Origin of the sequence: Sphingomonas sp. LR55 (assembly GCF_036856015.1) — a bacterium.
In the GTDB taxonomy this organism is placed as follows: domain Bacteria; phylum Pseudomonadota; class Alphaproteobacteria; order Sphingomonadales; family Sphingomonadaceae; genus Sphingomonas.
Genome location: NZ_JASPFO010000001.1, coordinates 2,764,678 through 2,788,827 on the forward strand (window position 1 = coordinate 2,764,678; position 24,150 = coordinate 2,788,827).

Sequence of the window (24,150 nt, forward strand, 5' to 3'; positions counted from 1 at the left end):
GGCGCGGGGAACGCCTTAGCCGCCCGACGCTTGCGGCACCGGCCCCCGCCCCGTAGGGCCGCGCGATGACCCGGCATTACGGCATGGACTGGCTGCGGATCGGTGCGTTCGCGCTGCTGATCCTCTACCATATCGGCATGGTCTTCGTGCCGTGGAACTTCCATGTGAAGTCGCTCCACGTCGAGGACTGGGTGCGGCTGCCGATGCTGGCGAGCAACGCGTGGCGTCTGACGCTGCTGTTCGTCGTCTCGGGCTATGCCAGCCGCGCGCTGCTCAACCGGTCGAGCGGCACAGGCGGATTCTTCGCCAACCGCTGCTACCGCCTGCTCGTGCCGCTGCTGTTCGGCATGGCGGTGATCGTCCCGCCGCAACCCTGGGTCGAGCTGGTTACCAAGCACGCTTATGCCGGCAGCTATCTGACGTTCTGGAGCCACGACTATTTCCGCTTCGGCAAGCTCGCCGGGCTGTCGTTGCCGACCTGGAACCACCTCTGGTTCGTCGTCTATCTCTGGGTCTACACGACTTTCTTGACGCTCGGGCTGGTCGTCGTCCGCGGCGACTGGCTGCAACGCGCGTTCGACTGGGTCTTCGGCAGCTGGGCCGTGCTCGTCCTGCCGGTCGCGTGGCTCGTGTTCGTCCACGCCTGGTGGTTCCAGATGGCCGCGGAATCGCAAGCCCTGTTCGGCGACTGGGTCGCGCACGTCACCTATTTCCCCGCCTTCCTGTTCGGCTTCGGCCTTGCCCGCTCCGAGCCCGCAATGGCGGCGATCGCGCGCTGGTGGAAGATCGGCGCGATCGCCGCAGTGCTCGGTTATATCGCGATCATCGGCGTCGAGCTCGAATGGCCCGGCGACATCGTCGCGCCGCGCTGGATCTACCCCGGCTACGGCGTCGCGCACGCACTTGAGCAATGGGGTGCGATCGTCGCGTTGATCGGGATCGCCGAGCGCCACTGGAACCGCGACCATCGCTGGCGCCGCACGCTGACCGAGGCGGTGTTCCCGTTCTACCTGATCCACCAGACGATCATCGTCCTCGTGATGTACGCGCTGCTCCCCGCCGGCCTGCCGGGCTGGGCGGAGTTCGCGTGCCTGCTCGTGGCGACGACGATCGGTTGCATTGCGTTCTACGTCATCGGCCGCAGCATCGCGCCGCTCCGTCCCCTCATCGGCCTCCGCGCCCTACCCTCGAAAGACTCAGCATGACCTGGACCCTCGTCATCCACGGCGGCGCCGGCAAACTCGACAGCGAGATGGTCTCGCCCGAGCAGGATGCGGGTGCGAGAGCGGGCCTGTCGCGTGCGCTCGACGCAGGGTCGAGAGTGCTCGCGGACGGCGGCAGTGCGCTCGATGCAGTCGAGGCGGCGGTCCGCGTGCTGGAGGACGACCCGCACTTCAACTCGGGGCGCGGCGCGGTCTTCACGCACGACGGCACGCTGGAACTCGACGCCGCGATCATGAACGGCCGCACCCGCGCAGCCGGTGCCGTCGCCGCGGCCACCGCGACGCGCAACCCGGTCGGCCTCGCCCGCGCAATCCTCGACGACGGGCGCCATGTCTTCCTCGCCGGCAAGGGCGCGGACGCGTTCTCGCGCTGTCGCGGATTGCCGCAAGCCGATGCCGACTGGTTCGCGACCGACGAACGCCGCCGGCAATTCGCCGAGTTCCAGGCCGATGGCGGCGGGTTCGACGTCGACATGAAATACGGCACGGTCGGCGCGGTCGCCTGCGATACGCACGGCCATGTCGCCGCCGCGACCTCGACCGGCGGCGTCACCGGCAAGCGCTGGGGGCGGATCGGCGATACGCCCGTGATCGGCGCGGGTACCTTCGCCGACGACCGCGCGTGTGCGGTATCGTGCACCGGCTCGGGCGAGTTCTTCCTCCGCGTCGGCGTTGGGCATGAGATTGCCGCGCGTGTCCGCCTCTCAGGTGAATCGCTGCAAGTCGCCGCCGACGCAGTGCTCGCCGAAGTGAAGGCGCTCGGCGGCACCGGCGGGGTGATCGTCGCGGGGCCGGACGGCGACATGGCATGGGGTTTCAACACCGTTGGCATGTACCGTGGACGCGCGTCGTCCGAGGGTAGCCGGACCGTCGCGATCTACGCTAACGAGCCGCCATGAAGCGCTATCTCCTCGCCGCCCTGGCCGTTACCGGTCTCGCCTCCCCTGCCACCGCGTTCTGGGAGTACGGCCACCAGACCGTTGCGCAGATCGCCTATGCCAACGTCACGCCGAAGACCAAGGCCGCGATCCGCAAACTGCTTGCACAACAGGCGCTGCTCGACACGCCGACCTGCCCCGCGGGTACGATCGAGGAGGCCAGCGTCTGGGCGGACTGCATCAAGCCGCTGAAGTTGAACGACGGATCGACGCGCTTCGGCTTTGCGTACAGCTGGCATTACCAGAACGTCGATATCTGCGCGCCGTTCGACCTGACGCCGGCGTGCAAGGAAGGCGACTGCGTCTCGTACCAGATCGACCGCGACGTGAAGATGCTCCGCGACAAGTCGACGCTGCCCCGCGACCGCGTCGTCGCACTCGCATTCCTGATCCACTTCGTCGGCGATCTCCACCAGCCGCTGCACGCTGGCGACCGCCACGACAAGGGCGGCAACGACGTGAAGGCGGATTACGGGATCTACGGCCCGTCGCGATTCAACCTGCATTCGATCTGGGACGGGCCGCTGGCCGAGCGCGCGATCTCGACGCCACCGTCGCTGGTAAGGCGCTATCCCGCGGCTGAACGCGCGAAGATCGGCGCGGGGACGGTCGTCGACTGGAGCCGGGAGAGCTGGGAAGCCTCGCATGAGGCGTATGCGGCGGCGCTTGGCGGGGACGCGTGTGGTGCGGTGCCGGCGCGGGTGAAGATGGACGATGCCACGATCGCCAGGATGGTGCCGGTGTCGCGCGAAGAGGTTCGCCGTGGGGGTATTCGGTTGGCGAAACTGCTCGACAAGGCGCTGGGCTGAGCCACTTACCCTCTCCCCGCCGGGGAGAGGGAGGGGCCCGCGGGCTCTTGCACGTGGGAGGGTGAGGGGCTTGAGGCTCGGACCGTCGGTCCCAAAGCCCCTCACCCTTCCGTCGCCAAGCGGCTCCTCCCTCCCTCTCCCCGCAGGGGAGAGGGACAAGTCAGATCAGTTCAGTACCACCGTGACCGCACGGCGGTTCGCCGCCCAGCTCTGGTCGTCCGAGCCCATCGCTACCGGCCGCTCCTTGCCATAGCTGATCGTCGTCATCCGCGACGACGACACGCCCTTGGCGGCCAGATAGTTCTTGGTCGCGTTCGCCCGACGATCGCCGAGCGCGAGATTATACTCACGCGTACCACGCTCGTCGGCATGGCCTTCGATCGTGATGCGCTGGTTCGGGAACTTGGCGAGCCACTGCGCCTGGCTGTCGAGGATCGCGCGCGCGGTCGGATCGATGTCGTACATGTCGAGCCCGAAATTCACCGTGTTCGAGCTGACCGAGCGCTGGAAGTCGGCATCCGACCCCGGCACGATCGCGCCGCCGACATTGCCGTTGTTCATCCCGGCATTGGGATCGACCGGCGCGTTGTTGTCGACCGGCGCCGGCGGCAACACGGCAGGACGCTTCTTCGCGCAACCCGAAACCGCGATCAGCGCGGTACACGCCAGCAAGATGTTGGAAAGCTTCGACATAGATAGTCTCCCGTAGAAAATCACGTTTCCCCGTTATGCCCCCATAGCAGGTTTACGGACGAAGCGGGCCCCAGGCGGGATCCGAGCCGTCGAGCGGCGTCGGAATCTTCCGCTCGTTGACGCCGGTCAGGTCGACCGACCAGAGGTCCGCCTTGCCGCCGCTGCCGCGTCCCGAGCGATAGAAATTGATCACGCGACCATTCGGTGACCAGCTTGGCCCCTCGTCCTGCCAGTCGTTGGTGAGCAATTTCTCGCCGCCGCCGCTCGGGCTCATGATGCCGATGCGGAAGCCGCCGCCGAGCTTGGTGAACGCGATCAGGTCGCCGCGCGGGCTCCACACCGGCGTCGCATAGCGACCGCCGCCAAAGCTGATCCGCTGCTGGTTCGAGCCGTCCGCGTTCATCACGTAGATCTGCTGCCCGCCCGAGCGATCGCTCTCGAACACGATCTTCGAGCCGTCCGGCGAGTAGCTCCCGCCTGTATCGATCCCCGGGGAGTTGGTCAGACGCTGCGGCGTGCCACCCTGCGACGACACGCGATAGACGTCGGTATTGCCGCCCTGCGCCATCGAGAACAGAATGTTGCGCCCATCCGGCGAGAAGCGTGGTGCGAACGTCAGGTTCGCGTTCGCCACCACCAGGCGTTGTTTGCCCGAACCAATGTCGTAGACATAGATCGCCGGGCGATTGTTGAGATAGCTCATATAGACGATCGACTGCTGGTTCGGCGCGAACCGCGGGGTCAGCACGATCGACTGGCCGTTGGTCAGGAAGCGGTGATTGGCGCCGTCCTGATCCATGATCGCGAGCCGCTTGATCCGGCGTCCCTTGGGGCCGGTCTCGGAAACATAGACGACGCGACTGTCGAAGTACGCGCCTTCGCCGGTAAGGCGCGTGTAGACCATGTCCGCGCATTTATGCCCCGCGCGGCGCCAGTCTGAGGGGGGACGACGAACCCGGTGCGGGTCAGCTCGGCCTTCGACGACACGTCGTAGAGGTAGCAGCCGACCGTCAGGTTGCCGTCGCCATTCGCACGGATGAAGCCCTGCACGAGTGCCTGCGCGCCGGTGCTGCCCCAATAGTCGAACCCCGGTGCGGTGACTTCGGGGAAGGTGATCGGGCGGAGCTGGCCGGGGAAAGCGGCGTAAATAGGCCGGAGTTACGCAGATCATTGGTGACGATGTCGGCGAGCTGGCGACCGAGCACGTCGGTCGAGCCTGCCGGGGTGGAGACGACGGCGGACGTCGGCATGACGGGAATTGCGATCGGCATCGGCGCGGAGATACCGCCGGTGACGTCGACCACGAGGCCGCCGGACTGATCGCCTGCCGGGGCTGGGGCGGCTGGATCGGCGGGGGCTTGCTGCGGCGCTGGAGCGGGTGCGTCCTGCGCGCTGGCGGTACCGGAGACGAACGCGAGCAGCCCAACCGAAGCCAGTACCGATCGAGTCATACGCCGACCTAACACCACCCCGGCGGAGGCCGGGGCCCAATTGGGGAACGCCGCTGAGGAAACGTTGCGCATCATTACATCGACCTTCCCAATTGGGCCCCGGCCTTCGCCGGGGTGGTGTTTCTCAACTGGAAGCAGCTGGCGCAAAGGGAAAAACCCCAGGATCGATCGAGTCATAACGGACATCCTCAGCCGGGAAGTTTGTAGCGCAGGCTGAAATTGCTCCAGCCGTTCTGCACGTCATACAGGTCGTCGGGCAAACCGCGTAATGGCGAACACCCGACGAAGGTCGCGATCGCCAGATCGTCGACGCGGTCGACATAGCGCCGGTTGTCGTCGTCGACGCCGGCATGACCGCTGATCGTCGGCCGCGACTTCAGCGTGCCGTCGCGATTAAGCTTCAGGTTGATCGTCACGCGGATCCGCTCGGCGCCGGGCCCCGGCGTGACCTGGCGATTGGCGCAAGGCTGTACCTGCCGCAGGATCGCCGAGCCGATGTTCGCCGCCGCCTGCGCGCCAAGCTTGGCCGCCTTGGGCGCTTCCGACTTGCTCGGCGACGGATCGGCCGACAGACCTTTCAGGAAATTGTCGCCGAGCCGCGAGCCGCGCGGCCGCGACGCCTTCGCCTCGGCGGTCGAGCCGCTGCCCTTGGTCGAGGATGGCTTGGCGGGCTTGGCCGACGACGCGGAGGACGACGTCTTCGCGGGCGTGGCGCTCGGTTTCGCTGCAGCCTTGGTCGGCGCGGACTTCGCGGGCGCGGCCTTGGCGGGTGGCGCCTTCTCGGCCTTGGGCTGTGGCTTCACGACGGGCTTCGGGACCGGCGCGGGCTTTGCGACGGGTTTCGGCGGCGCGGGCTTGGGTTTGGGTTGAGGCTTCGGCTCGGGTGTCGGCTGCGGCTTGGGCGCAGGTTTCGGTGGTGCGGGCTTGGGCTGCGGCGCAGGCGGCACGGGATCGGGCTTCGGCTCGGGCTCGGCTTCTTCCGGAGCAGGCGGCGCGGCATCCTCGGGCGCACCTTCGTCCGGCGCGACCGACTCGGCCGGCGTCTCCACCGATTGCGGCGCGGTCGCCTCGAGCGCGACGTCGGGAACGAGGCTCACGTCGATCGGCTGCTGCTCGATCTTCTTCGGCAGTTCGGGCGCGCCGAGAAAGCCGAGCGACAGCGCGCCGAACAGCAGGACGTGCCCGACGACCGCGACGCCAAGGCCGATCTTCTCCGAACGGTCCATCAGCCAGCCATCAGTTCTGGTTACCCTCGACGGTCACCAGCGCGACGCGGTTCAGCCCGGCGCGGTTGAGTTCGCCCATCACGCGCATCACGCGGCCGTAATCGAGTTTCCGGTCCGCGCGCAGCAGCACCTGGGGCTCGTCTCCGACCGCTCGGCTGGCGGCGATCGCGGCAAGCCGAACCGGCAGCGCATCGTCGGTCACCTGATCCTTGTCGATGAACAGCGCGCCGGTGCCGTCCATCGAGATCTCGACGGGCTTCTGCTCCTGGTCGAGCGCTTTCGCGCGTGCGTCGGGGAGGTTCACCGGCACGCCCGCGGTCATCAACGGCGCAGTCACCATGAAGATGATCAGCAGCACCAGCATCACGTCGACCAGCGGCGTGACGTTGATGTCCGCCATGGGTGCGCGACGGCCGCGTCCCCGGGACGAAGGAAGGTTCATCGCCACCTAAAATCCTCCCCGCACGCGGGGAGGGGGACCAGCGAAGCTGGTGGTGGGGGCGTGCGTCATATGCTGTGGCGCGAAGAGCGCCTCGCCCCACGGACGCTGTACGACGTGGAGAACCCCTCCACCACGCCGCTGCGCGTCGCGGTCCCCCTCCCCGTGCCGGGGAGGATTTGCGTCGCACTCATCGCGAGCCGTCCAGTTGGCGCGAGAGGGTGGTGTGGAAGCCGTCCGCGAACCGGTTCAGGCTCGCCTCGATCCGGTTGATGCCGTGCGAGAACCGGTTGTACGCGATCACCGCTGGGATCGCCGCGAACAGGCCGATCGCCGTCGCGAACAGTGCCTCCGCGATTCCCGGCGCGACCACCGCGAGCGACGTGTTCTGCGCCGCGGCGATGCTGGTGAAGCTTCGCATGATGCCCCAGACCGTGCCGAACAGCCCGACGAACGGCGCGACCGAGCCGACCGTCGCCAGCACGTTCAGCCGGTCCGACAGCTTGTCGATCTCGCCCGCGACTGCCGCGCCCATGGTGGTCGCCAGCCGCTCGCGCGTGCCGCTCTTGTCGATAGTGCCGCCCGCGGTCGAGCGCCGCCACTCGGTAACCCCGGCGGCGAACACGCGTGCCGACGGCAGGTCGTTCTCGCCCTCCGCCTTGTAGAAGACGTCGATATCCTCGGCTTTCCAGAAATCGCGCTCGAACCGGGTCATGCCCTTGCGCGTCTTGCCGATCCGCCGCCAGAACGCGACGATCAGCGCCCAGGTCCAGATGCTGGCGAGCAGCAGCCCGATCATCACGCCCTTCACCACCCAGTCGGCCTGGAGGAACAAGTGGATCGGCGACAGCGTCGCGCTATCCATAGTTAACACCGGATTCATGCTTCCCCCTGCCAGACAAGGCGTTCGTAGATATCGATCCAGGCGCGCGGCTGGCGGCGTGGGCGGCCATTGGGCGCGACCAATGCCGCCACCACGTCCGCCTCGGCCAAGACAAGCCCGTCGCGCATGACCCTTTGATGAATGGTGACCCCGGCCGAGCGGACACGGCGTATCCGCGAGACGACCAGCAAGGCGTCGTCGAGCTTCGCCGGCGCGGCGTAGCGGATGGCGACGCTGGCGATCGCGTAGGAGCCCTCGCCCGCCTCGAACGTCGCGCGCTGGTCGATCCCGCCGACCCGCAACATGTCCGACCGCGCGCGTTCCATGTAGCGCAGGTAATTCGCGTGATAGACCGCGCCCGACAGATCGGTGTCCTCGAAATAGACGCGCACCGGAAACCGGTGCTCGCGCCCTTCGAAGCGGCCTTCCGCCGGACGATCTGAAACCTCAGCCATTCCCGCGGCTGTTAACCCAGTCTTTGCCATGAAGCCAAGCTTTGCCTTCGTGGTTCGCGCTGGCCGGTGCCGCGCGACGCGCCTAGCGTGCCGGCTTCAAACGCAGGAGACTCGCATGGCCGATCGTCCCACCAGCGGAATCACACCGTTCCTCATCATCCGCGAAAAGCGCGGCCGCGAAGCGCTGGCGTTCTACGAAGCCGCGTTCGCCGCCACGCTGGTCGAGACGAACGTCGCGGAGGACGGCGTCCGGCTGATGCAGGCGAGCCTGCGGATCAACGATGGCTGGCTGATGCTGTGCGACGAGTTTCCCGAATGGCGCGGGCACGCAGAGCCCGAACCCACCGGTATCACGCTGCACTTGCAGGTCGACGATACCGATGCCTGGATGGACCGCACGGTGGCAGCGGGGGCGATCGTGACGATGCCCGTCGCCGACCAGTTCTGGGGCGATCGCTACGGTCAGGTGCGCGATCCGTTCGGCCATAGCTGGTCGATCGGATCGCCTATCAAGACCTGATTACTGGAAGACGCTCGGGTCCAGTTTCAAGCGGGGCTGCGCCGGCGGCACCGGCTGCGAGATCGGCTGGAGCCGGGCCTGCGTGATCGGCTGCACGGTCATGTTCGACGCATATTGGCGCGAGACGGCCAGTTGTGGCTGAACCGGACGCACGGTGCGACCGCGCCATGCATCGACCGCGCGGTAGAAATCGGTGAACGGCCGCTCGAGCACGGGCAGGTTCTGCGCGGCGAACGTGGGCAAGGCCTCGGCGGTCAGACCGGCGCTCTGGGCGAGCACCGTGCCTGCCGCGGCGCAGAATTCGTCGCGTGCGGGCGACTGCGAGAAGAAGTTGTACAGCCGCGTCATCGAATCGTCGTAGCGATCCTGCCAGTCGCCGCCGCCCGACTTGTATTCGCTGGCATAGGTCGCCTCGGCCTTAGCGAGCATCGGCTTCTGCGCCGACAGCAGAGCGTTGTAGCCCGCGACGATCGTCAATTCCTGCGGCCCACGGCAGGCGAGCGCGGCGACGTTGAGCGCAGCGCGGAGATGCCAGACCTTGGCGGACGTCGTCAGGTTGCGATTGGGCGTCGGATAGGTGCCGTCGGCGAGGGCGACCGGAATGACGATCGTAGGCGACGCGCCCTTCGGCATCACCGGGGCAGGCACCGGCAGCATGATCACGGGCGGCGCAACGGCAGCCACAGTCCGTGGTTTCTGGGCGCAGCCGGCCAGCAGGACCAGCGCGGTAACGGACAGCAAAGCAAACCGACGACTCATCGCAACCACCTCATGACGTCCCCCGACGGGACACTCTATGGCGGGGATTAGGTTAACGAGACGTAAGCCGTACGCGGTTTGCGGCGAGTGGAGAGGGGCGGGGTTGGGGGGGTGGCTTGGCGCGAGGAACGTGATCCGGCGCGAACCTCACCCGCCACTTCATCACCCCGGCGAAGGCAGGGGCCCAGTTGGAAAAGTTGCGGTAACGGAGCGCCACCTCAGTCACGGGTGTCCCCCAACTGGGCCCCGGCCTTCGCCGGGGTGGTTTGTGTGCATATCGAAGGGCGGGGATGACCGCAGCTAGGAGACGCGACCCTCAAAGTCCTCCCCTGCCAGGGGAGGTGGCTGGCGCTTGCCAGACGGAGGGGTGATGCCCTCTCGATAGCGGATCACCCCTCCGTCAGCCCAAGCGGGCTGCCACCTCCCCGCCGGGGAGGATCAGAGGTGCGTCAAACCGCGCGTGCTTCCAGCGCGGCCGCCGCCTGCGCCATCAGCCCGCCGATGATGTCCGCCACCGGCTCCTCGCGCTTGACCATGCCGACCGACTGGCCCGCCATCACCGAGCCATGCTCAACGTCGCCGTCGATCACCGCACGACGCAGCGCACCCGCCCAGTAATGCTCGATCTGCAACTGCGCCTCGGCCATTTCCACGCGGCCACCGTCAAGATGCCCGGCAACCTCACGCTGCTTCGCCGTAAACAACTCGCTAGATGCGTTCTTCAGCGCACGCACCGGGATAACCGGAAGCCGCGCATCGATCTGCACGCTGGCGATCGCATCGCGCGCCGAGGCGCGGATGAACGCCTTCTTGAAATTGGCATGCGCGATCGATTCGGTCGCGCAGACGAACAGCGTACCGAGCTGGACGCCCGCCGCACCCATGTCGAGATAGCCCGCGATCGCCTCGCCGCGACCGATCCCGCCGGCGACGAACACGGGGACCTGCTCGGCGATCTCGGGCAGCATCTCCTGCGCGAGGACGCTGGTCGAGACCGGGCCGATATGGCCGCCAGCCTCCATCCCCTCGATCACCAGCGCATCGACGCCACTGCGGATCAGCTTCTTCGCGAGCGCCAGCGCCGGCGAGAACGCGATCAGCTTGGCGCCCGTCTCCTTGATCGCCTCGATGCTGCCCTTGGGCGGCAGGCCACCGGCGAGCACGATGTGGCCGACGTTGTGCTTGGTGCAGACCGCGATCAGCTCGAACAGGTCGGGGTGCATCGTGATCAGGTTCACGCCGAACGGCTTGTCGGTCATCGCCTTGGTCGCGGCGATCTCGGTATCGAGCAAAGCGGGCGTCATCGCGCCGCACGCGATCACCCCGAACCCGCCCGCGTTCGAGATCGCCGACACGAGGTGACGCTCGCTCACCCAGGACATCGCGCCGCCCAGAATAGCGACCTCCGACCCGAGGAACGCGGCGCCGCGCGCCATCCGGCGTTGCAGCCGCTCAGTACCGATCGTCATGCATCCATCCCCGTCGTCGCAACCCTGTTTGTCGTTGCAATCACGTCCGCTATCCCAACTCTATACGTCATCCCAGCGAAAGCTGGGATCTCCCGGTGATAGTGCGCGCCCTTGCCGCGGGAGACCCCAGCTTTCGCTGGGGTGACGACGCACGTTGGGGTGACGGCGTTGCGACTCAAGCCGCATCCTCGGCATCGAGCCCGTACGCCGTGTGCAGCACGCGCACTGCAAGCTCGGTATAATCCTCTTCGATCAGCACGCTGACCTTGATCTCCGACGTCGCGATCGCCTGGATATTGATCCCGCGCTCGCCGAGCGTCGTGAACATCGTCGAGGCGACGCCCGCATGGCTGCGCATCCCGACGCCAACGACGGACACCTTGGCGACGCGCGTGTCGTGGACGATCGTCGCATAGCCGATCGCGTCCTTCGCCTTGTCGAGCACGTCGAGCGAGCGCGCGAGATCGGCTGCGGGTACCGTGAACGTCACGTCGGTCGAGCCGGTCGAATGCGCGACGTTCTGCACGATCATGTCGACGTTGATCCCCGCATCGGCGAGCGGCGCGAAGATCGCCGCGACCGAGCCGGGCCGATCGCTGACCTGAGTCAGGGTGATCTTCGCCTCGTTCTTGTCGTGCGCGATGCCGGTGATGAGCTGGCGTTCCATATCGTCGATTTCCTCTTCGCCCACGATCAACGTGCCGCGGTGACCATCATTGGTATCGCCGTCCTCGAACGAGGACAGCACGCGCACGCGCACGTTTTCCTTCATCGCCAGGCCGACAGACCGCGTCTGCAACACCTTGGCACCGACGCTGGCGAGTTCCAGCATCTCTTCATACGTGACCTTGCTCAGTTTCCGCGCGCGGGCACGATCCTGGGGTCGGTCGTGTAGACGCCGTCGACGTCGGTATAGATGTCGCAGCGATCGGCCTTCATCGCCGCCGCCATCGCCACCGCCGACGTATCCGACCCGCCGCGACCTAACGTCGTGACGCGCTGCCCGTCCGCGACGCCCTGGAAGCCGGGGATCACGGCGACGACGCCGTCCGCGAGGCTCGCGTCGAGCGCGGCCGTGTCGATCTCGCCGATGCGCGCCGATCCGTGCGCGTCCGAGGTGTTGATCGGCAACTGCCAACCAAGCCAGGACCGCGCCTTGCACCCGGCCGCCTGCAGAGCGATCGCGAGCAAGCCGCTCGTGATCTGCTCGCCGGCCGATACGACGACGTCATATTCCTTCGCGTCGTACAGCGACGACGCCTCGCGGCAGAAACCGACCAGCCGATCGGTCTCGCCCGCCATCGCGGAAACGACGACGGCGACCTGGTTGCCGGCGTCGACTTCGCGCTTCACGCGCGGCGACGTTGCGGATACGCTCGATCCCAGCCATCGACGTCCCGCCGAATTTCATCACGATACGGGCCATTGGCAGCGCAAATCCCTTTGGGTCGAAGCGGCGGCCCTGATAGGTAGCGCGCATGATACTGGCAAGCGACACGCACAATAACGCAACAATCGATCCGCGCGAGGCCGCGCATTTCGGCACGATGGCAAAGGACTGGTGGGATCCAAAGGGCTCTTCGGCCCCGCTCCACAAGCTCAACCCGCCGCGGCTGCGCTATATCCGCGAGCAGGTGGATGCGCATTGGGGTGGCGATGGTTCGACCTTCACCCCGCTGGAGGGGAAGACCGCGCTCGATGTTGGCTGCGGTGCGGGGTTGCTGTGCGAACCGCTCGCCCGTCTCGGTGCAGAGGTTACGGGGATCGATGCGGCGCCGGAGAACATCGTGGTGGCGGAGATCCATGCGGCGCAGAGCGGTCTGGCGATCGATTACCACGCGGGGGAGTCGAGGGGCTGGTCGGACAATTCGACCTCGTCACCAGCCTTGAGGTGATCGAGCATGTCAGTGACCCTGCCGGCTTCGTGCGCGGTCTCGCGCGGACGTTGGCGGAGGGCGGGTTGTTAATCCTGTCGACCCCCAACCGCACGCCGTTGTCGCGGCTGGCGATGATCACCGTGGCGGAAGGTGCCGGCGTCATTCCCAAGGGCACGCACGACTGGAACAAGTTCCTGACGCCCGAGGAACTGACCGCGTTGCTGAAGGATGCAGGGCTTCGCGTGACCGACACGCGGGGGCTGAGCTTCTCGCCGGCTACTGGGTTCACGCTGAGCGATTCGACAAGCCTCGATTACTTCCTGACCGCGGTAAAAGCCTGAGCTGTGCCCCACACGCCACCACCCCGGCGAAGGCCGGGGCCCAATTGGGAAGGCCAATGTAACGGAGCGCCGCCCTCAACCATAAACGTCCCGCAATTGGGCCCCGGCCTCCGCCGGGGTGGGGCTGAGTAATGGAGCGCTTCCCGAACCAGCCTTGTTCACCCGCGAAGGCGGGTGCCCAGTCTGGGCACCCGCCTTCGCGGGTGAACAAACTTTTGATGCTCGCAGCGCTGGCGATCCTCTTCATCACCCTCGCCCTCCTCCGCCCGGTAGACCACGACGAAAGCCAATACGTCGCCGCCGCCGCGCTGACCGCCCACGGCCTCCTCCCCTACCGGGACTTCGCGTACCTACAGACCCCTCTCCAACCCTATCTCTTCGCGCCCGTCGCACTTCTAGCCGGCAGCTGGACCTGGCCAGCCCTACGCATCCTCAACGCCCTGCTCGGCATCGCAACGATAGCCTGTGTCCACACCGCCGCCCGCACCCTCGGCGCCAAACCCAAAGCCGCCCTGACCTGCGCCGCGCTGTTCGCAACCTGCGACATCCTCCTCTTCAGCATCGGCACAGCCCGTAACGACGCGCTCCCCGCAGCCCTGCTCGCCGCAGCCCTCCCCCTGATCGTCCGCCCCGCCACCACGCGCAAAACCGCCGCACTAGCCGGCTTCCTCCTCGCCAGCGCCGCCGCCGCGAAGATCTCCTATGCGTTCCCCGCGCTGGCATACGGCCTCTACGCGCTGGTCGACCGCCGCCATCGCCCAGCCGCGATCCTGCTCGGCACGCTCCCGGCCGTCGCCTTCGTCGCCTGGACCTATGTGACCAGCCCGGCCGGATTCGTGTTCGGCACCTTCACCTTCCCGGCCCGCGGCCCCGCTGAATATTACGCGCTCCGCCCGTGGAAGATGTCGCTCCCCGCCAAGGCGATCGACACGCTCAAGTTCCTCGCACTCGGCGCAGCCCTGCCCGCGCTAGCCCTGGTCGCGCGCGACGCATGGCAACGCCGCACAATCGGATTGCTCGACTGGCTGATCCTCGCCGGCCTGATCGCCGCACTCCTGCCGTTTCCAACCTGGCGGCAATATCTCCTCCCAGCCTTGCCAGCCCTGTTCGTCCGCCTATCGCTGATCCCGCCCCCAAGCCGCGCGTGGCGAATCGCGTTCGCCGTATTCGCCGCCGCCGGCATCGCCCCCTCCATCGCAGCGCTGGCAGATTCGGATGGCCTGTCGCTCACACAGGTACTCCGCGAAGGCCGAGCGGTCGGCCGCGTCCTCGACCAACACGGACTCGCAGGACCGATCGCGACGCTATCCCCACAAATCCTCCCTGCAGCGAACCGCCAGCCCGATCCCGCCTTCGCGACCGGCCCCTTCTATTTCCGCAGCACCAAGCTGCTCGACGCAACTCAAGAACACGCGCTCCACCTGATCTCGCGAGCGCGCATGAGACTCGACGGATCGACGATCCTAACCGGAGGCGAAGGCCCCGCGACAAGCGGCGATGCCAGCCTCGACCAAGCCCTCGCCACCGCCGCACGCGACGCCGGTTACGAGCCGATCCCGATCCCCGGCACGCGCTTCACCGCGTTCACGCCGCCAGCCCACACCCCTGCTTCGCCGCGACCAGCCCCGCATAATAGTCCATGAGCTCGACCGCATGCTCGCGGTCGCTGCGGACATGCCGCGCCGCCACCGCCGCCGCGCGCCGCAGCAACGCGGGGTCGCGCGCGAACAACCGCCCGATCGCCGCCGCCGCGCTCTCCGCATCACGCGCCGCGTAGAGCTCGCTGGCGTGGCGGTCGGCGACTTCCGCGCAGCCACCCGTATCCGGCACGATCAGCGGCAGGCCCGATGCCATCGCCTCCGACGCGACCAGGCCGAACGGCTCCGCCTCCGACCCGTGGATCAGCGCATCGCAGCTCGCCATGATCCGCGCGAGCCGCTCGCGATCATAGACCGGCGCGAACATCCGGATATGCGGCGACCCGCCGATCCGCCGCTGGATCGCCTTGGTCTGCGCACCCGCGCCAATCAGGATCAGTCCGACCGGCAAAGTCGCTCCCGCCCGCGCCACAGCATCGACCACCAAAGGCCAGCGTTTCTCGCCGTGATGCCGACCAAGCCCGAGCAACAGCATGCCGTCCTCCGGCAACCCGCACTGCTGCAGCAACGCCCCGCGCAACCGCGTATCGCGCAGCTCCGGCGAGAAATGCCCGCGCTCGATCCCCAGCGGCATCGCCGCATCGATCCGCACCCCTCGCGCGCAATCGCTTTTCCAGCGCCGGGCCGTTGGTGACGACGACGTCGTATTTCTCGAGGAAGCGGTTCATGTACCGGCTGTACCAGGCGAACCCGCGCTCGATCTGGTCATGGCTCGCGACGCCCGCGAACCAGCGCTGCGCATACGCCGCGATATTGTCGTTGTGCATGAAGAAGGACTTCACCGCGCGTCCCTCCCAGTCGCCGACGAACCACGCCGGTCGCCACGGCGAGCAGCATTCGACCACGTCCGGATCGAGATCGTCGAGCACGCGGTGGATCGCGCCTTCATCCCAGAACAGCCCGTAGTTACGATCGAACGGCATGCCCGGCGACTTGAGGTAGATGATCCGCCCGCCACCCGGCCGCTCCTCGACGCGGTCTTCCTTGCCCGGCGCGACGACGATCAATTCATGGCCCATGTCCGCCATGATCCCCGTTTTCCGATCGACATAGGTCCGCACGCCGCCGCCGGTCGGCGAGTAGAACTCGTTGACGTCGACGATTCTCATGGGACGATTCTCAACCCTCGGCCCTCATGGCGTGACAGGCCCGAACCCGCCGAGCCCGCGCAGATATTGCGCGGTGATCCGCACGCTCGTCACCCCCGCGCCGACCTCGACCAGCGCCTGCTCGACCTTGGGGCGCGACCGACCGAGCTTCACGTTACTCGCGAACCCGGCGCCGTCGGTCCAGAAGCTGAACTTGTTCTTCCCGTCGCGATTATGCGTCAGCAACAGCGCATAGCGGCCCGGCCGCGGCGCCCGAATGCACAGGATCGGCGACCCGGTTGGCGGCGTCGGCACCACGACCCTCCGAAACGTCTTGCCCGCCGCGATCAGCACGCGGTCGTCCTTGAGAAAATCCGCTTCCTCGCCCGGGTAGAGTTCGAGCTTCAACTCGCCCGTGCGATCCTTCAGCCCGGTAATCTCGACCGCGATCGCCGGGCCTTCCCCGGCCGGCACGCCGCCGCATCGCTGCCCAGAACCTGCGCGCCCGCCGATCCCCCCGAAACGACCGAAGCAACCAGAGCCAACCCATAACGAATCATGCACGAATCCGATCGAGTGCCGCGTGGATGGCGAACAGCACGATCAGACCGACATGCACCAGCAAGGTCGCCGCCGCCGTAAACGCGATCAATTCCGACAGCGCCTGATCCTGCCCGATCAGCAGGATCGCGATATTGGCGAACAACAGGTCCTTGTTCGGCACCAGCGGCAGGCGCGATACGAGCAGGCGCCCGGCGGCGAGGAACAGCCACATCCCCATCGGCACGCCCGGCAATGCGAAATGCCACGCGAACGCGATCAGCACCGATCCGCACAGCAGCCGGATACAGTGGATCCCGAACACCCACCACAGCTTCGCCCTCGGCAACGAGAATACGCGGCGCGAGAAGATCAGGAACGGTAGCGAGATCGCCAGCGTCACCCCTGCCGATGCCAGCACGGTGCGGAACTGATCGTGCGTCAGCAGATGCCGGCCGAGCGGCAACGCGATCGCCACCAGCAGCAGCGTGATCGCATTGCCCGCGATCGCCGACAGGATCGTGACGTCCTTCACCGCACCGAACGGCGACGCCACCATCCGCGCCTTGGCTCGCGCCCAGGCATAGAAATACGCGTCGCCCGAGTATCCGAACACGACCTCGTTCGCGATCCGCTTCTTGATCAGCGCGACGAGGCCGCCGAGCGGGATGCCCCACAGCCGGCGGAAAATGACGTAATCCCCGGTCGGCGGCGACATATAGAGCAGGCCGAAACACAGGTAGAAACGCGGATCGTGCGGCACCGAGCGCGTGAGTCCGGCCAGCCCATGCCCCAGCAGTTCGCGCCCCAGCCCGGCGATCATCGCCAGCGTCAATACCGCGCCGATAATCGCCGGCCAGCGGCTGCCGATCGTCTTCAGCGGCTCCAGGCCGGCACGGGCGATATCGGCATAGCCCTCGGTATCGGCAGTGTTCGCACGCGTGTTCAATCGCCGGTCCTCAAGCCATTCCGTCGCCCCTCGATCGGCCCAATAGCCGCCCGTCGGCACGCGTGCACGCAAAGTCGGTTTCATTCGGTCGCGATCTCCGCTCTACCAATCGCGCATTATGATGACCGCCATATTTCAGTGATGTCCCCACCACCGCTCGCCCGACACATCCTGACCTATGCCGAGGACCTGCGCGGCGGCGGGGTCGAGCGTGCGCAGCTGCGGCTCGCGCGCGGCTGGCTGGCGGCGGGGCGACGCGTGACGCTCGCGATCGAGGATATTGCCGGGCCGCTGGCGGCGGAACTGCCGGAGGGGCTTGAGATCGTTTCGCCCTCGCGGCTGCTTACGCTGCCGAAGGTCGTGCAGCGGCTCGCCCCGGACGTGATCTTCTGCCCGGGCAATTTCTATACCGGCATCGCGGCTTGGACCCGGCTTCGGCTTGGCAAGGCGTGCCCACCGATCGTCGCCAAGATGTCCAACGCCCCCGCGCGCCGATCACGGCCGGCTGATGCACGCGGCGCACCAGCTCTGGCTCGCGCGGCACGGAAACTTCCTCGATCACCTTGTCGCGATGACACCGGCGACGGCGGACGAGGCGGCGCGGGCGACGCGCATGGTCGGCCGCACGAGCATCATCCCGAACCCGCCGGCGGTGCCGATCCCGGGGAGACGCCGGATTTGCCCGCGCGCTACATCCTCGGCGTGGGGCGGCTCGAACCGCAGAAACGCTGGGACCGCCTGATCGCCGCGCTGCCGCTGCTAGCGGACCGCACCATCCCGTTGGTGATCCTCGGCGAAGGCGACGAGCGGGGGGCGATCGAAATGCAGATTCGCGCGCTTGGTTTGGGGGACCGTGTTCGCTTGCTCGGGCACAGCACCGATCCGCTGCCGGTGATGGCGCGCGCGCAGGTGGTCGTGCTGACCTCGGATTATGAAGGTGTGCCCGGCGTGTTGCGCGAGGCGCTGTCGGTCGGCAGGCCGGTGATTTCGACGGATTCGAGTGCTGCGGTAGCGGAGATCATCGACCGCGCGGATCGCGGTACGATCGTCGCGCGGGACGATGCGGCCGGGCTGATCGCAGCGTTGGATGCATGGCTAGCGCCCTCTGCGCAAAGGCCGGAGCCGGTCCCGCAGCCCGGTACGGACTCGGCCGACCGCTATCTCGCGCTCTTCGATCGATTGGTGAGGCGCTAGCGCCTTACGTCTTCCCCCGCCTCATTGGCGGTCCGGCCCCCACCTTCCGTCATCCCCGCGGAAGCGAGGAACCATATCCTCCGAGGTTTGCCAGTATGGGTCCCCGCGTCCGCGGGGATGACGGGTGGTGGGCTTGGACCCGCATTGCGTGGGAGGCGGCGCTAAATCAGATCAGGCCGTAGCCTCACCCGCCTCGGCCTTTTCTTCTTCCCGCTCCGACCGCCGCTCGAGCGCGGTCTTGATCATCGCGGTCATCGGATCGGCCAGCGCCAGCCCCAAAATCCCGAACAGCGCGCTCGCCATGATCTGCGCCCCGAGCGTCAGCGCCGGCGGCAGGTCGACCGTGCGCTTGGCGACCATCGGCACGATCACATAGCCGTCGATCGTCTGGACGATCAAATACGTGCCGATCGCCCAATACCCCGTGTCGACGCCCGCGCTGAACCCGACCGCGACCATCAGCACGCCGGTCACGATCGCGCCGACGTTCGGAATGAACGCCAGGATCCCCGCGATGATGCCGAGCAGCATCGCCATCGGCACGCCGCCAACCGCCAGCGCGATGCCGCTCGCCACACCCTCGACCGCCATCCCGAGCAGGCGTCCGGCGAGCAGCCGCCGCAACGTCGCGCCCATCTTCACCAGCGTCCTGGCGAACTCGGGGCGGAGATCGAGTGGCACCATCCACTGAAGCCCGCGCGAGTACGTCCCCGGGTCCATCGCGATGAACAGCCCGAGGATCAGGATCATGAACATGCTGGTGATCGCGCCGATCGCGCTGCCTACCCACGACGTCACGCGCCCGACCGAGCCGAGCGCCTGCTTGACGATCCCGTTGACGTCCGACGCGCCCGGCATCAGCCCCTGCGAGGTCAGATAGCCCGTGAAGCGATTGGCCTGCGATTCCAGGGTCGAGCGCAGCTGCGTCACCTGCTCGGTCACCTGCACCCCGGTCAGCACGAACGTGCCGACGAGGAACGCGAAGGTCAGCAGCACGACGATCATCAACCGCCAGCCACGCCCGATCGGCAGCACGCGTCCGAGCAGCCGCACGCCACCATCGAGCAACGCCGCGAATACGACGCCGGCGAAGATGATCAGCAGCGGCTGGACCAGCACGATCAGCAGCGCGATCACGCAGGCAAGCCCGAGCCAGATCGCCGCGCGCTTCAGTTCCTTGCGCAGGAACGGATCGCGCATCTCTACCGGGCTCAGTTCGTCCACGGTTTTGGTCTCGGCCATCTCAGTTCGCCTTGGCGGGGTGCAGCGAGGTGCCCGCGCGATCCGAGCGCAGCGAGCTCCACCAGCTCAGCGGATTGAACGTCGCATCGCCGTCGAGGCTGAAGGTGATGAACTCCGCACGGCCGCCGAGATTCTCGTACGGCACGGGTCCGCCAAGTCCGAGCTGGCTCAGCGCGAACCGGCTGTCGGCCGAGCGATCGCGGTTGTCGCCCATCAGGAAGACGTGGTTCGCGGGGATCGTAACTTCCGCGAAATTGTCGCCCTGGCTGTCCGATTCCAGATCGATCGTCTCGTAACGGCGCCCGTTGGGCAGCGTTTCGGTATAGGTCGGCAGGCGGCACATCTCGCGACCGTCGGGCAACGTCTCGCGCGCCGGGATAGTCGATCTCGCTGCACGGGCTGTTGGTGTCGACCGGGATCAGCGTGTCGTGCAAGGGGCCCCGCTTCACCGCGACGCCGTTGAGGAACACGATCCCGCGGCGTACGGCCAGCTTGTCGCCCGGCAAGCCGATGACGCGCTTGATATAGTCGTTATGCGTCCCCGGCGGCGTCACGATCACCACGTCGCCGCGCGTCGGCAGCGAGCCGAACAACCGGCCGTGGATGAACGGCAGCGACACGCTCCAGCTGTCTTCCTGCTGGCGCAGCACCACGCCCTTGAAGATCGCGACCGGGTTCGGGATCGTCGGCGACACGAACGACCAGCCATAGGCGAACTTGGTCACCACCAGGCGGTCGCCGATCCGGAGGCCCGGCAGCATCGATTCGCTGGGGATATAGAAGGGCTTGGCGATGAAGCTGTGGAAGCCGAGTACGACCAGGATCAGCCAGAATATGCCCTTCACCTCGCCCCACCAGTCGGTGCCGCGGCGGCGGGCCGTTTCAGGCGTGATGCCAACCGGTGGCGCTGTATCGGCCGCGGTCTGCGCGAGGGGCTTTTCGGGGAACTCGTTGCCGTCCAACGCCGCGTCCTTCATCGATTCGTATCCTGGCGCATGTCCGGGGATATCAGAGGTATAGCTTCGATGATCACAAAGGCCTGCGCCCACGGATGATCATCCGTCATCGTCAAATGTACGCGTGCGGCGTGGCCTTCGGGGGTCAACGCGTCAAGCCTCGCTTTGGCGCCCCCGGTCAGCGCCAGCGTCGGTGCGCCGCTGGGGGCGTTGACCACGCCGATATCGCGCATGAACACACCCGCGCGAAACCCGGTGCCGACAGCCTTGGAAAACGCCTCCTTGGCCGCGAACCGCTTCGCCAGCGTCCCCGCCTTGGTAAAAGGCCGCCGCGCCGCCTTAGCCCGCTCGACATCGGTAAACACCCGCCGCTCGAACCGCTCGCCGAACCGCTCGATCGACGCGGCGATCCGCTCGATGTTACACAGGTCGGACCCGAGCCCGATAATCATCGCGACGCCTGGAGTCGGAAGACAAAATTAGATTTGCGCGCAGAGGCGCAGAGGCGCGGAGAGTATGAGGGCCGCAAGAGCGGCAAGATCGAGTTAGCACGCGAGAGAATCCAGCCACGGACCAGCCTCCTCTTCTGCTCCGCGCCTCTGCGCCTCTGCGCGAACAAAACTGCCTTACTACCGCGCCGCATCCATAGCCTCGCGCATCAGCCGAACCGCCTCGCCAAGCCCGACGAACAGCGCCTCGCCAACCAGGAAGTGCCCGATATTCAGCTCCCGAACCTGCCGGATAGCCGCGATCGGTGCGACGTTGTCGTAGTTCAGGCCATGCCCCGCATGCACCTCGATGCCGTTCTTCGCCGCCAGCGCCGCTGCATCCGTCAGCCGCCGCAACTCCACCGTCCGCACCTGGCCTGACAATTCCGCATACAAGCCCGTATGCAGTTCGATCACCGGCACCTTGAGCCGCACCGCCGCTTCGATCTGCCGCACATCCGGTTCGATGAACAGCGACACCCGGATGCCCGCCCCCGCCAGCGCATCGACCAGCCGCGCCATCCGGTCGTAATGCCCGGCGACGTCGAGCCCGCCCTCGGTGGTCAGTTCCTCGCGCTTCTCCGGCACGATGCACGCCGCGTGCGGCTTGTGACGCAGCGCGATGCCGAGCATCTCGTCGGTCGCCGCCATCTCCAGGTTGAGCGGGATCGTCAGTTCGGCCGACAGACGCGCGATGTCGTCATCCGTGATGTGCCGACGATCCTCGCGCAGATGCGCGGTGATCCCGTCCGCCCCCGCCGCCGCCGCGACCAGAGCCGCACGCACCGGATCAGGATACCCCGCCCCCGCGCATTCCGGACGGTCGCGACGTGATCGATGTTGACGCCAAGGCGCAGGTCCCGGCTCATGCCGCAGCCCTGCTGCCGGGCTTGATCGCAGGGATCGCGGCCAGTTCGCGCGGCAAGGCATCCGCCGGATAAGTCGGCACGTCGAGCCGGATCAGCGGGAAGAACGGCACGCCCAGATCTACCGTTCCGTTCGAGCGATCGACCAGAGCCGCCGCCGCGACCGTCACGCCGCCAGCCCGCCCGATCGCCGCGATCGCCTCGCGCGACGAAAGCCCGGTGGTGACGACGTCCTCCATCATCAGCACGCGCTGGCCGGGTGCGAGGCGGAACCCGCGACGCAGTTCGAACACGCCGTCGGGGCGTTCGAGGAACATCGCCTCGACACCAAGCGCGCGGCCCATTTCGTGGCCGGCGATGACGCCGCCCATCGCCGGCGAGACCACGATATCGATCTGCGCGCGCAACTCCGCCGGGATCGACGCCAACAGCGCCTCCGACAACCGGGCGCCCCGCGCAGGGTCCATCAACACCCGCGCGCATTGCAGGTAGCGCGAACTGCGCAGGCCGGAGGACAGGATGAAATGCCCTTCGAGCAACGCTTCGGCAGCGCGGAATTCGGCGAGCACGTCGTCTTCGGTCATCGCGGGTCATTGCTCCAAATAGTCTGCCGCGCTGATACGAGCGCGCGAAACCGCGTGCAACGAGAACCGGCGCTTCAGGCATCACACGTCACCTACCCCGTCATCCTGACGAAAGTCAGGATCCAGAGCCACGCGGGTCGACAGTTGTTACTCTGGATCCTGACTTTCGTCAGGATGACGGGCGGTTAGTACGGGCGCCTGAAGGGCCCATACCAGACAATGCTTGAGGCGAGCCCCCCGCTGGGTATAGCTCTTCCCAAATGATAAGCAGACATCCGCGCGTCCGTGAATTCGGGTTCGCTATAAACCGGGGTCAAGAATAACGATGCGCAAGATGGGGATGAGAGGATTTGCGATAGCAGCGGGGCTCGCACTGGCGAGTCTCGGTGGTGTCGCCGGGCATGCGGCCCAGCCAGCAGCTACGGCAACGCCAACACCGCAGGCCGCTGCGGCGCCGGGTGGCGTGTCGAACACCGCGCCGACCACGGCAGCCGCGACCCCGACCGCCAACCCATCCAGCCCCGAGCTGGCGATGGACGGCGCCCCCGCGATGACGGTCAAGCCGATGATCGGCCAGCCTACCGACGGCCTGTTCGGGCTCCAGCCGCAGGTCACCAAGAACGGCCAGTTCGCGCACTGGATGCACAATTCGATCCTGGTGCCGACGATCACGATCATCTCGCTGTTCGTCCTCGCGCTGCTGTTCTGGGTCTCGTTCCGTTACCGCAAGGCGCGCAACCCGGTCGCATCGAAGACCAGCCACAACACCTTCATCGAGATCATCTGGACGCTCGCGCCGGTCGTGATCCTCGTCCTGATCGCAGTTCCCTCGATTGGCCTGCTGCAAGCCCAGTTCAAGCCGGCGCCATCCGGTGCCGTAACGCTGAAGGCGATCGGCAACCAATGGTATTGGACCTACCAGTATCCGGACAATGGCGGCTTCGAGATCACCGCCAACATGCTGAAGGAAAAGGCTGACGTCGCCGCCGGCGAGCGTCCGCGGACCGATGCCGACGGCCCCAAGCTGCTCGCCACCGACAACCGCATCGTCCTCCCGGTCGGCGTGCCGATCCGCCTGATCACGACCTCGAACGACGTGATCCACAGCTGGGCCGTCCCGGCGTTCTGGATCAAGCTCGACGCCATCCCCGGTCGCCTGAACGAGACCAGCTTCACGATCGAAAAGCCCGGCCTGTACTTCGGCCAGTGCTCGGAGCTTTGCGGCGCGCGCCACGGCTATATGCCGATCGCGGTCGAGGCGGTTCCGCCCGCCGAATACGCGGCATGGGTCAAGGCCAAGGGCGGCACGATGCCGACCCCCGGCAAGGCGTCCGACAAGGTCATTCCGCAGCCCGGCGCCGACGGCTCCGCGGCGAAGGTCGAGGAGGCCGCGGAAACCGCCAACGCCACCGGCCCCGTGGAAAATGTGACCACCGCAGCCCCTGCGACGACGCAGGGCGCCACCTCAAATCCGGCCGGCGCCGGCAACGCGGGACAGTAAG

Annotated in this window: 21 protein-coding genes and 6 pseudogenes; 8 read left to right on the forward strand and 19 right to left on the reverse strand. The window is 67.0% G+C overall.

All coding sequences use genetic code 11. The features are described 5' to 3' along the window. Positions 1-65: 65 nt before the first annotated feature. The 3 genes from QP181_RS13160 to QP181_RS13170 are packed head-to-tail and all read left to right on the forward strand — an operon-like array spanning position 66 to position 2,970. The gene (locus tag QP181_RS13160) at positions 66-1,205 is read left to right on the forward strand and encodes an acyltransferase family protein (protein WP_333928799.1); all 1,140 of its coding nucleotides are present in this window, start codon (positions 66-68) and stop codon (positions 1,203-1,205) included. Beyond that, a complete protein-coding gene (locus tag QP181_RS13165; RefSeq protein WP_333928800.1) occupies positions 1,202-2,122 on the forward strand; it encodes an isoaspartyl peptidase/L-asparaginase family protein in 921 nt (306 codons plus the stop codon). Before QP181_RS13160 ends, QP181_RS13165 begins: the two co-directional genes overlap by 4 nt. Further along, entirely contained in the window at positions 2,119-2,970 is an 852-nt protein-coding gene (locus QP181_RS13170) for a S1/P1 nuclease (protein WP_333928801.1), read from the forward strand. Before QP181_RS13165 ends, QP181_RS13170 begins: the two co-directional genes overlap by 4 nt. 165 nt (positions 2,971-3,135) lie before the next feature. Here QP181_RS13170 and pal read toward each other — a convergent pair whose 3' ends face one another. The 7 genes from pal to QP181_RS13200 all read right to left on the reverse strand — a co-directional run bounded on the left by pal (position 3,136) and on the right by QP181_RS13200 (position 8,117). Further along, on the reverse strand, positions 3,136-3,663 hold the full coding sequence (gene pal / locus QP181_RS13175; protein ID WP_333928802.1) for a peptidoglycan-associated lipoprotein Pal: 528 nt from the start codon (positions 3,661-3,663) through the stop codon (positions 3,136-3,138). A gap of 52 nt (positions 3,664-3,715) precedes the next feature. Further along, positions 3,716-4,567, reverse strand: a complete 852-nt coding sequence (locus QP181_RS20235; protein WP_522731691.1) for a beta-propeller domain-containing protein — start codon at positions 4,565-4,567, stop codon at positions 3,716-3,718. 106 nt (positions 4,568-4,673) lie between these two features. Next, positions 4,674-5,300: a hypothetical protein gene (locus QP181_RS20240; protein WP_522731695.1), complete on the reverse strand. Its 627-nt coding sequence runs from the start codon at positions 5,298-5,300 to the stop codon at positions 4,674-4,676. A gap of 2 nt (positions 5,301-5,302) precedes the next feature. Beyond that, positions 5,303-6,340: a cell envelope integrity protein TolA gene (gene tolA / locus QP181_RS13185; RefSeq protein ID WP_333928803.1), complete on the reverse strand. Its 1,038-nt coding sequence runs from the start codon at positions 6,338-6,340 to the stop codon at positions 5,303-5,305. 10 nt (positions 6,341-6,350) lie between these two features. Next, entirely contained in the window at positions 6,351-6,788 is a 438-nt protein-coding gene (tolR, locus tag QP181_RS13190) for a protein TolR (RefSeq protein ID WP_056053220.1), read from the reverse strand. Positions 6,789-6,969: 181 nt separating this feature from the next. Further along, a complete protein-coding gene (gene tolQ, locus QP181_RS13195) occupies positions 6,970-7,662 on the reverse strand; it encodes a protein TolQ (protein ID WP_056053223.1) in 693 nt (230 codons plus the stop codon). Continuing rightward, positions 7,659-8,117, reverse strand: a complete 459-nt coding sequence (locus tag QP181_RS13200; protein ID WP_056487236.1) for a YbgC/FadM family acyl-CoA thioesterase — start codon at positions 8,115-8,117, stop codon at positions 7,659-7,661. The genes tolQ and QP181_RS13200 overlap by 4 nt, the downstream gene beginning before the upstream one ends. 115 nt (positions 8,118-8,232) lie before the next feature. Between QP181_RS13200 and QP181_RS13205 the strand changes: the two genes are divergently transcribed. After that, complete coding sequence (locus tag QP181_RS13205; RefSeq protein ID WP_333928804.1) at positions 8,233-8,637, forward strand: VOC family protein; 405 nt, start codon at positions 8,233-8,235, stop codon at positions 8,635-8,637. Here the strand turns inward: QP181_RS13205 and QP181_RS13210 are convergent, their stop codons facing one another. The 3 genes and pseudogenes from QP181_RS13210 to QP181_RS13220 all read right to left on the reverse strand — a co-directional run bounded on the left by QP181_RS13210 (position 8,638) and on the right by QP181_RS13220 (position 12,291). Further along, positions 8,638-9,396, reverse strand: a complete 759-nt coding sequence (locus QP181_RS13210; RefSeq protein ID WP_333928805.1) for a hypothetical protein — start codon at positions 9,394-9,396, stop codon at positions 8,638-8,640. Between the two features lie 449 nt (positions 9,397-9,845). Then, positions 9,846-10,865, reverse strand: a complete 1,020-nt coding sequence (locus tag QP181_RS13215; protein ID WP_333928806.1) for an NAD(P)H-dependent flavin oxidoreductase — start codon at positions 10,863-10,865, stop codon at positions 9,846-9,848. A gap of 175 nt (positions 10,866-11,040) precedes the next feature. After that, a pseudogene (locus tag QP181_RS13220) lies at positions 11,041-12,291 on the reverse strand (aspartate kinase). Between the two features lie 121 nt (positions 12,292-12,412). Between QP181_RS13220 and ubiG the strand changes: the two are divergent. Both ubiG and QP181_RS13230 read left to right on the forward strand, forming a co-directional pair. Further along, positions 12,413-13,083: pseudogene (ubiG, locus tag QP181_RS13225) on the forward strand (bifunctional 2-polyprenyl-6-hydroxyphenol methylase/3-demethylubiquinol 3-O-methyltransferase UbiG). Positions 13,084-13,301: 218 nt separating this feature from the next. Next, positions 13,302-14,726, forward strand: coding sequence for a DUF2029 domain-containing protein (locus tag QP181_RS13230; protein ID WP_333928807.1), 1,425 nt, complete (start codon positions 13,302-13,304; stop codon positions 14,724-14,726). Here the strand turns inward: QP181_RS13230 and QP181_RS20245 are convergent. From QP181_RS20245 to QP181_RS13250, 4 genes and pseudogenes are all read right to left on the reverse strand, one after another. Beyond that, entirely contained in the window at positions 14,668-15,315 is a 648-nt protein-coding gene (locus tag QP181_RS20245) for a glycosyltransferase (RefSeq protein ID WP_333928808.1), read from the reverse strand. The two genes, QP181_RS13230 and QP181_RS20245, sit on opposite strands and share 59 nt — an antisense overlap. 67 nt (positions 15,316-15,382) lie before the next feature. Further along, positions 15,383-15,850, reverse strand: a pseudogene (locus tag QP181_RS20250) (glycosyltransferase); the annotation flags it as partial. 24 nt (positions 15,851-15,874) lie between these two features. After that, positions 15,875-16,389, reverse strand: a pseudogene (locus QP181_RS13245) (DUF2141 domain-containing protein). Further along, the gene (locus QP181_RS13250) at positions 16,386-17,402 is read right to left on the reverse strand and encodes a hypothetical protein (RefSeq protein WP_333928809.1); all 1,017 of its coding nucleotides are present in this window, start codon (positions 17,400-17,402) and stop codon (positions 16,386-16,388) included. The pseudogene QP181_RS13245 and the gene QP181_RS13250 overlap by 4 nt, the downstream one beginning before the upstream one ends. A gap of 57 nt (positions 17,403-17,459) precedes the next feature. Between QP181_RS13250 and QP181_RS13255 the strand changes: the two genes are divergently transcribed. After that, positions 17,460-18,512, forward strand: a complete 1,053-nt coding sequence (locus QP181_RS13255; protein ID WP_333928810.1) for a glycosyltransferase — start codon at positions 17,460-17,462, stop codon at positions 18,510-18,512. A gap of 171 nt (positions 18,513-18,683) precedes the next feature. On the opposite strand, the gene QP181_RS13260 is transcribed toward QP181_RS13255, so the two are convergent. The 5 genes and pseudogenes from QP181_RS13260 to pyrE form a co-directional block, all read right to left on the reverse strand. Then, positions 18,684-19,754, reverse strand: coding sequence for an AI-2E family transporter (locus QP181_RS13260; protein WP_333928811.1), 1,071 nt, complete (start codon positions 19,752-19,754; stop codon positions 18,684-18,686). 1 nt (position 19,755) lies between these two features. Beyond that, positions 19,756-20,731 (reverse strand): annotated as a pseudogene (gene lepB, locus QP181_RS13265) (signal peptidase I). Then, complete coding sequence (acpS, locus tag QP181_RS13270; RefSeq protein WP_333928812.1) at positions 20,728-21,162, reverse strand: holo-ACP synthase; 435 nt, start codon at positions 21,160-21,162, stop codon at positions 20,728-20,730. The pseudogene lepB and the gene acpS overlap by 4 nt, the downstream one beginning before the upstream one ends. A 177-nt stretch (positions 21,163-21,339) precedes the next feature. After that, positions 21,340-22,067, reverse strand: a pseudogene (locus QP181_RS13275) (pyridoxine 5'-phosphate synthase). Beyond that, positions 22,064-22,648, reverse strand: coding sequence for an orotate phosphoribosyltransferase (gene pyrE / locus QP181_RS13280; protein ID WP_333928813.1), 585 nt, complete (start codon positions 22,646-22,648; stop codon positions 22,064-22,066). The pseudogene QP181_RS13275 and the gene pyrE overlap by 4 nt, the downstream one beginning before the upstream one ends. 325 nt (positions 22,649-22,973) lie before the next feature. Here pyrE and coxB point away from each other — a divergent pair, with 325 nt between their 5' ends. Next, the gene (gene coxB / locus QP181_RS13285; protein ID WP_333928814.1) at positions 22,974-24,149 is read left to right on the forward strand and encodes a cytochrome c oxidase subunit II; all 1,176 of its coding nucleotides are present in this window, start codon (positions 22,974-22,976) and stop codon (positions 24,147-24,149) included. Position 24,150: the final 1 nt, after the last annotated feature.

Coding starts and splice junctions, on each gene's coding strand:
- QP181_RS13160 (WP_333928799.1), top strand. CDS start 66: ATGACCCGGCATTACGGCATGGACTGGCTGCGGATCGGTGCGTTCGCG.
- QP181_RS13165 (WP_333928800.1), top strand. CDS start 1,202: ATGACCTGGACCCTCGTCATCCACGGCGGCGCCGGCAAACTCGACAGC.
- QP181_RS13170 (WP_333928801.1), top strand. CDS start 2,119: ATGAAGCGCTATCTCCTCGCCGCCCTGGCCGTTACCGGTCTCGCCTCC.
- pal (WP_333928802.1), bottom strand. CDS start 3,663: ATGTCGAAGCTTTCCAACATCTTGCTGGCGTGTACCGCGCTGATCGCG.
- QP181_RS20235 (WP_522731691.1), bottom strand. CDS start 4,567: ATGGTCTACACGCGCCTTACCGGCGAAGGCGCGTACTTCGACAGTCGC.
- QP181_RS20240 (WP_522731695.1), bottom strand. CDS start 5,300: ATGTCCGTTATGACTCGATCGATCCTGGGGTTTTTCCCTTTGCGCCAG.
- tolA (WP_333928803.1), bottom strand. CDS start 6,340: ATGGACCGTTCGGAGAAGATCGGCCTTGGCGTCGCGGTCGTCGGGCAC.
- tolQ (WP_056053223.1), bottom strand. CDS start 7,662: ATGAATCCGGTGTTAACTATGGATAGCGCGACGCTGTCGCCGATCCAC.
- QP181_RS13200 (WP_056487236.1), bottom strand. CDS start 8,117: ATGGCTGAGGTTTCAGATCGTCCGGCGGAAGGCCGCTTCGAAGGGCGC.
- QP181_RS13205 (WP_333928804.1), top strand. CDS start 8,233: ATGGCCGATCGTCCCACCAGCGGAATCACACCGTTCCTCATCATCCGC.
- QP181_RS13210 (WP_333928805.1), bottom strand. CDS start 9,396: ATGAGTCGTCGGTTTGCTTTGCTGTCCGTTACCGCGCTGGTCCTGCTG.
- QP181_RS13215 (WP_333928806.1), bottom strand. CDS start 10,865: ATGACGATCGGTACTGAGCGGCTGCAACGCCGGATGGCGCGCGGCGCC.
- QP181_RS13230 (WP_333928807.1), top strand. CDS start 13,302: ATGCTCGCAGCGCTGGCGATCCTCTTCATCACCCTCGCCCTCCTCCGC.
- QP181_RS20245 (WP_333928808.1), bottom strand. CDS start 15,315: ATGCCGCTGGGGATCGAGCGCGGGCATTTCTCGCCGGAGCTGCGCGAT.
- QP181_RS13250 (WP_333928809.1), bottom strand. CDS start 17,402: ATGAAACCGACTTTGCGTGCACGCGTGCCGACGGGCGGCTATTGGGCC.
- QP181_RS13255 (WP_333928810.1), top strand. CDS start 17,460: ATGTCCCCACCACCGCTCGCCCGACACATCCTGACCTATGCCGAGGAC.
- QP181_RS13260 (WP_333928811.1), bottom strand. CDS start 19,754: ATGGCCGAGACCAAAACCGTGGACGAACTGAGCCCGGTAGAGATGCGC.
- acpS (WP_333928812.1), bottom strand. CDS start 21,162: ATGATTATCGGGCTCGGGTCCGACCTGTGTAACATCGAGCGGATCGCC.
- pyrE (WP_333928813.1), bottom strand. CDS start 22,648: ATGACCGAAGACGACGTGCTCGCCGAATTCCGCGCTGCCGAAGCGTTG.
- coxB (WP_333928814.1), top strand. CDS start 22,974: ATGCGCAAGATGGGGATGAGAGGATTTGCGATAGCAGCGGGGCTCGCA.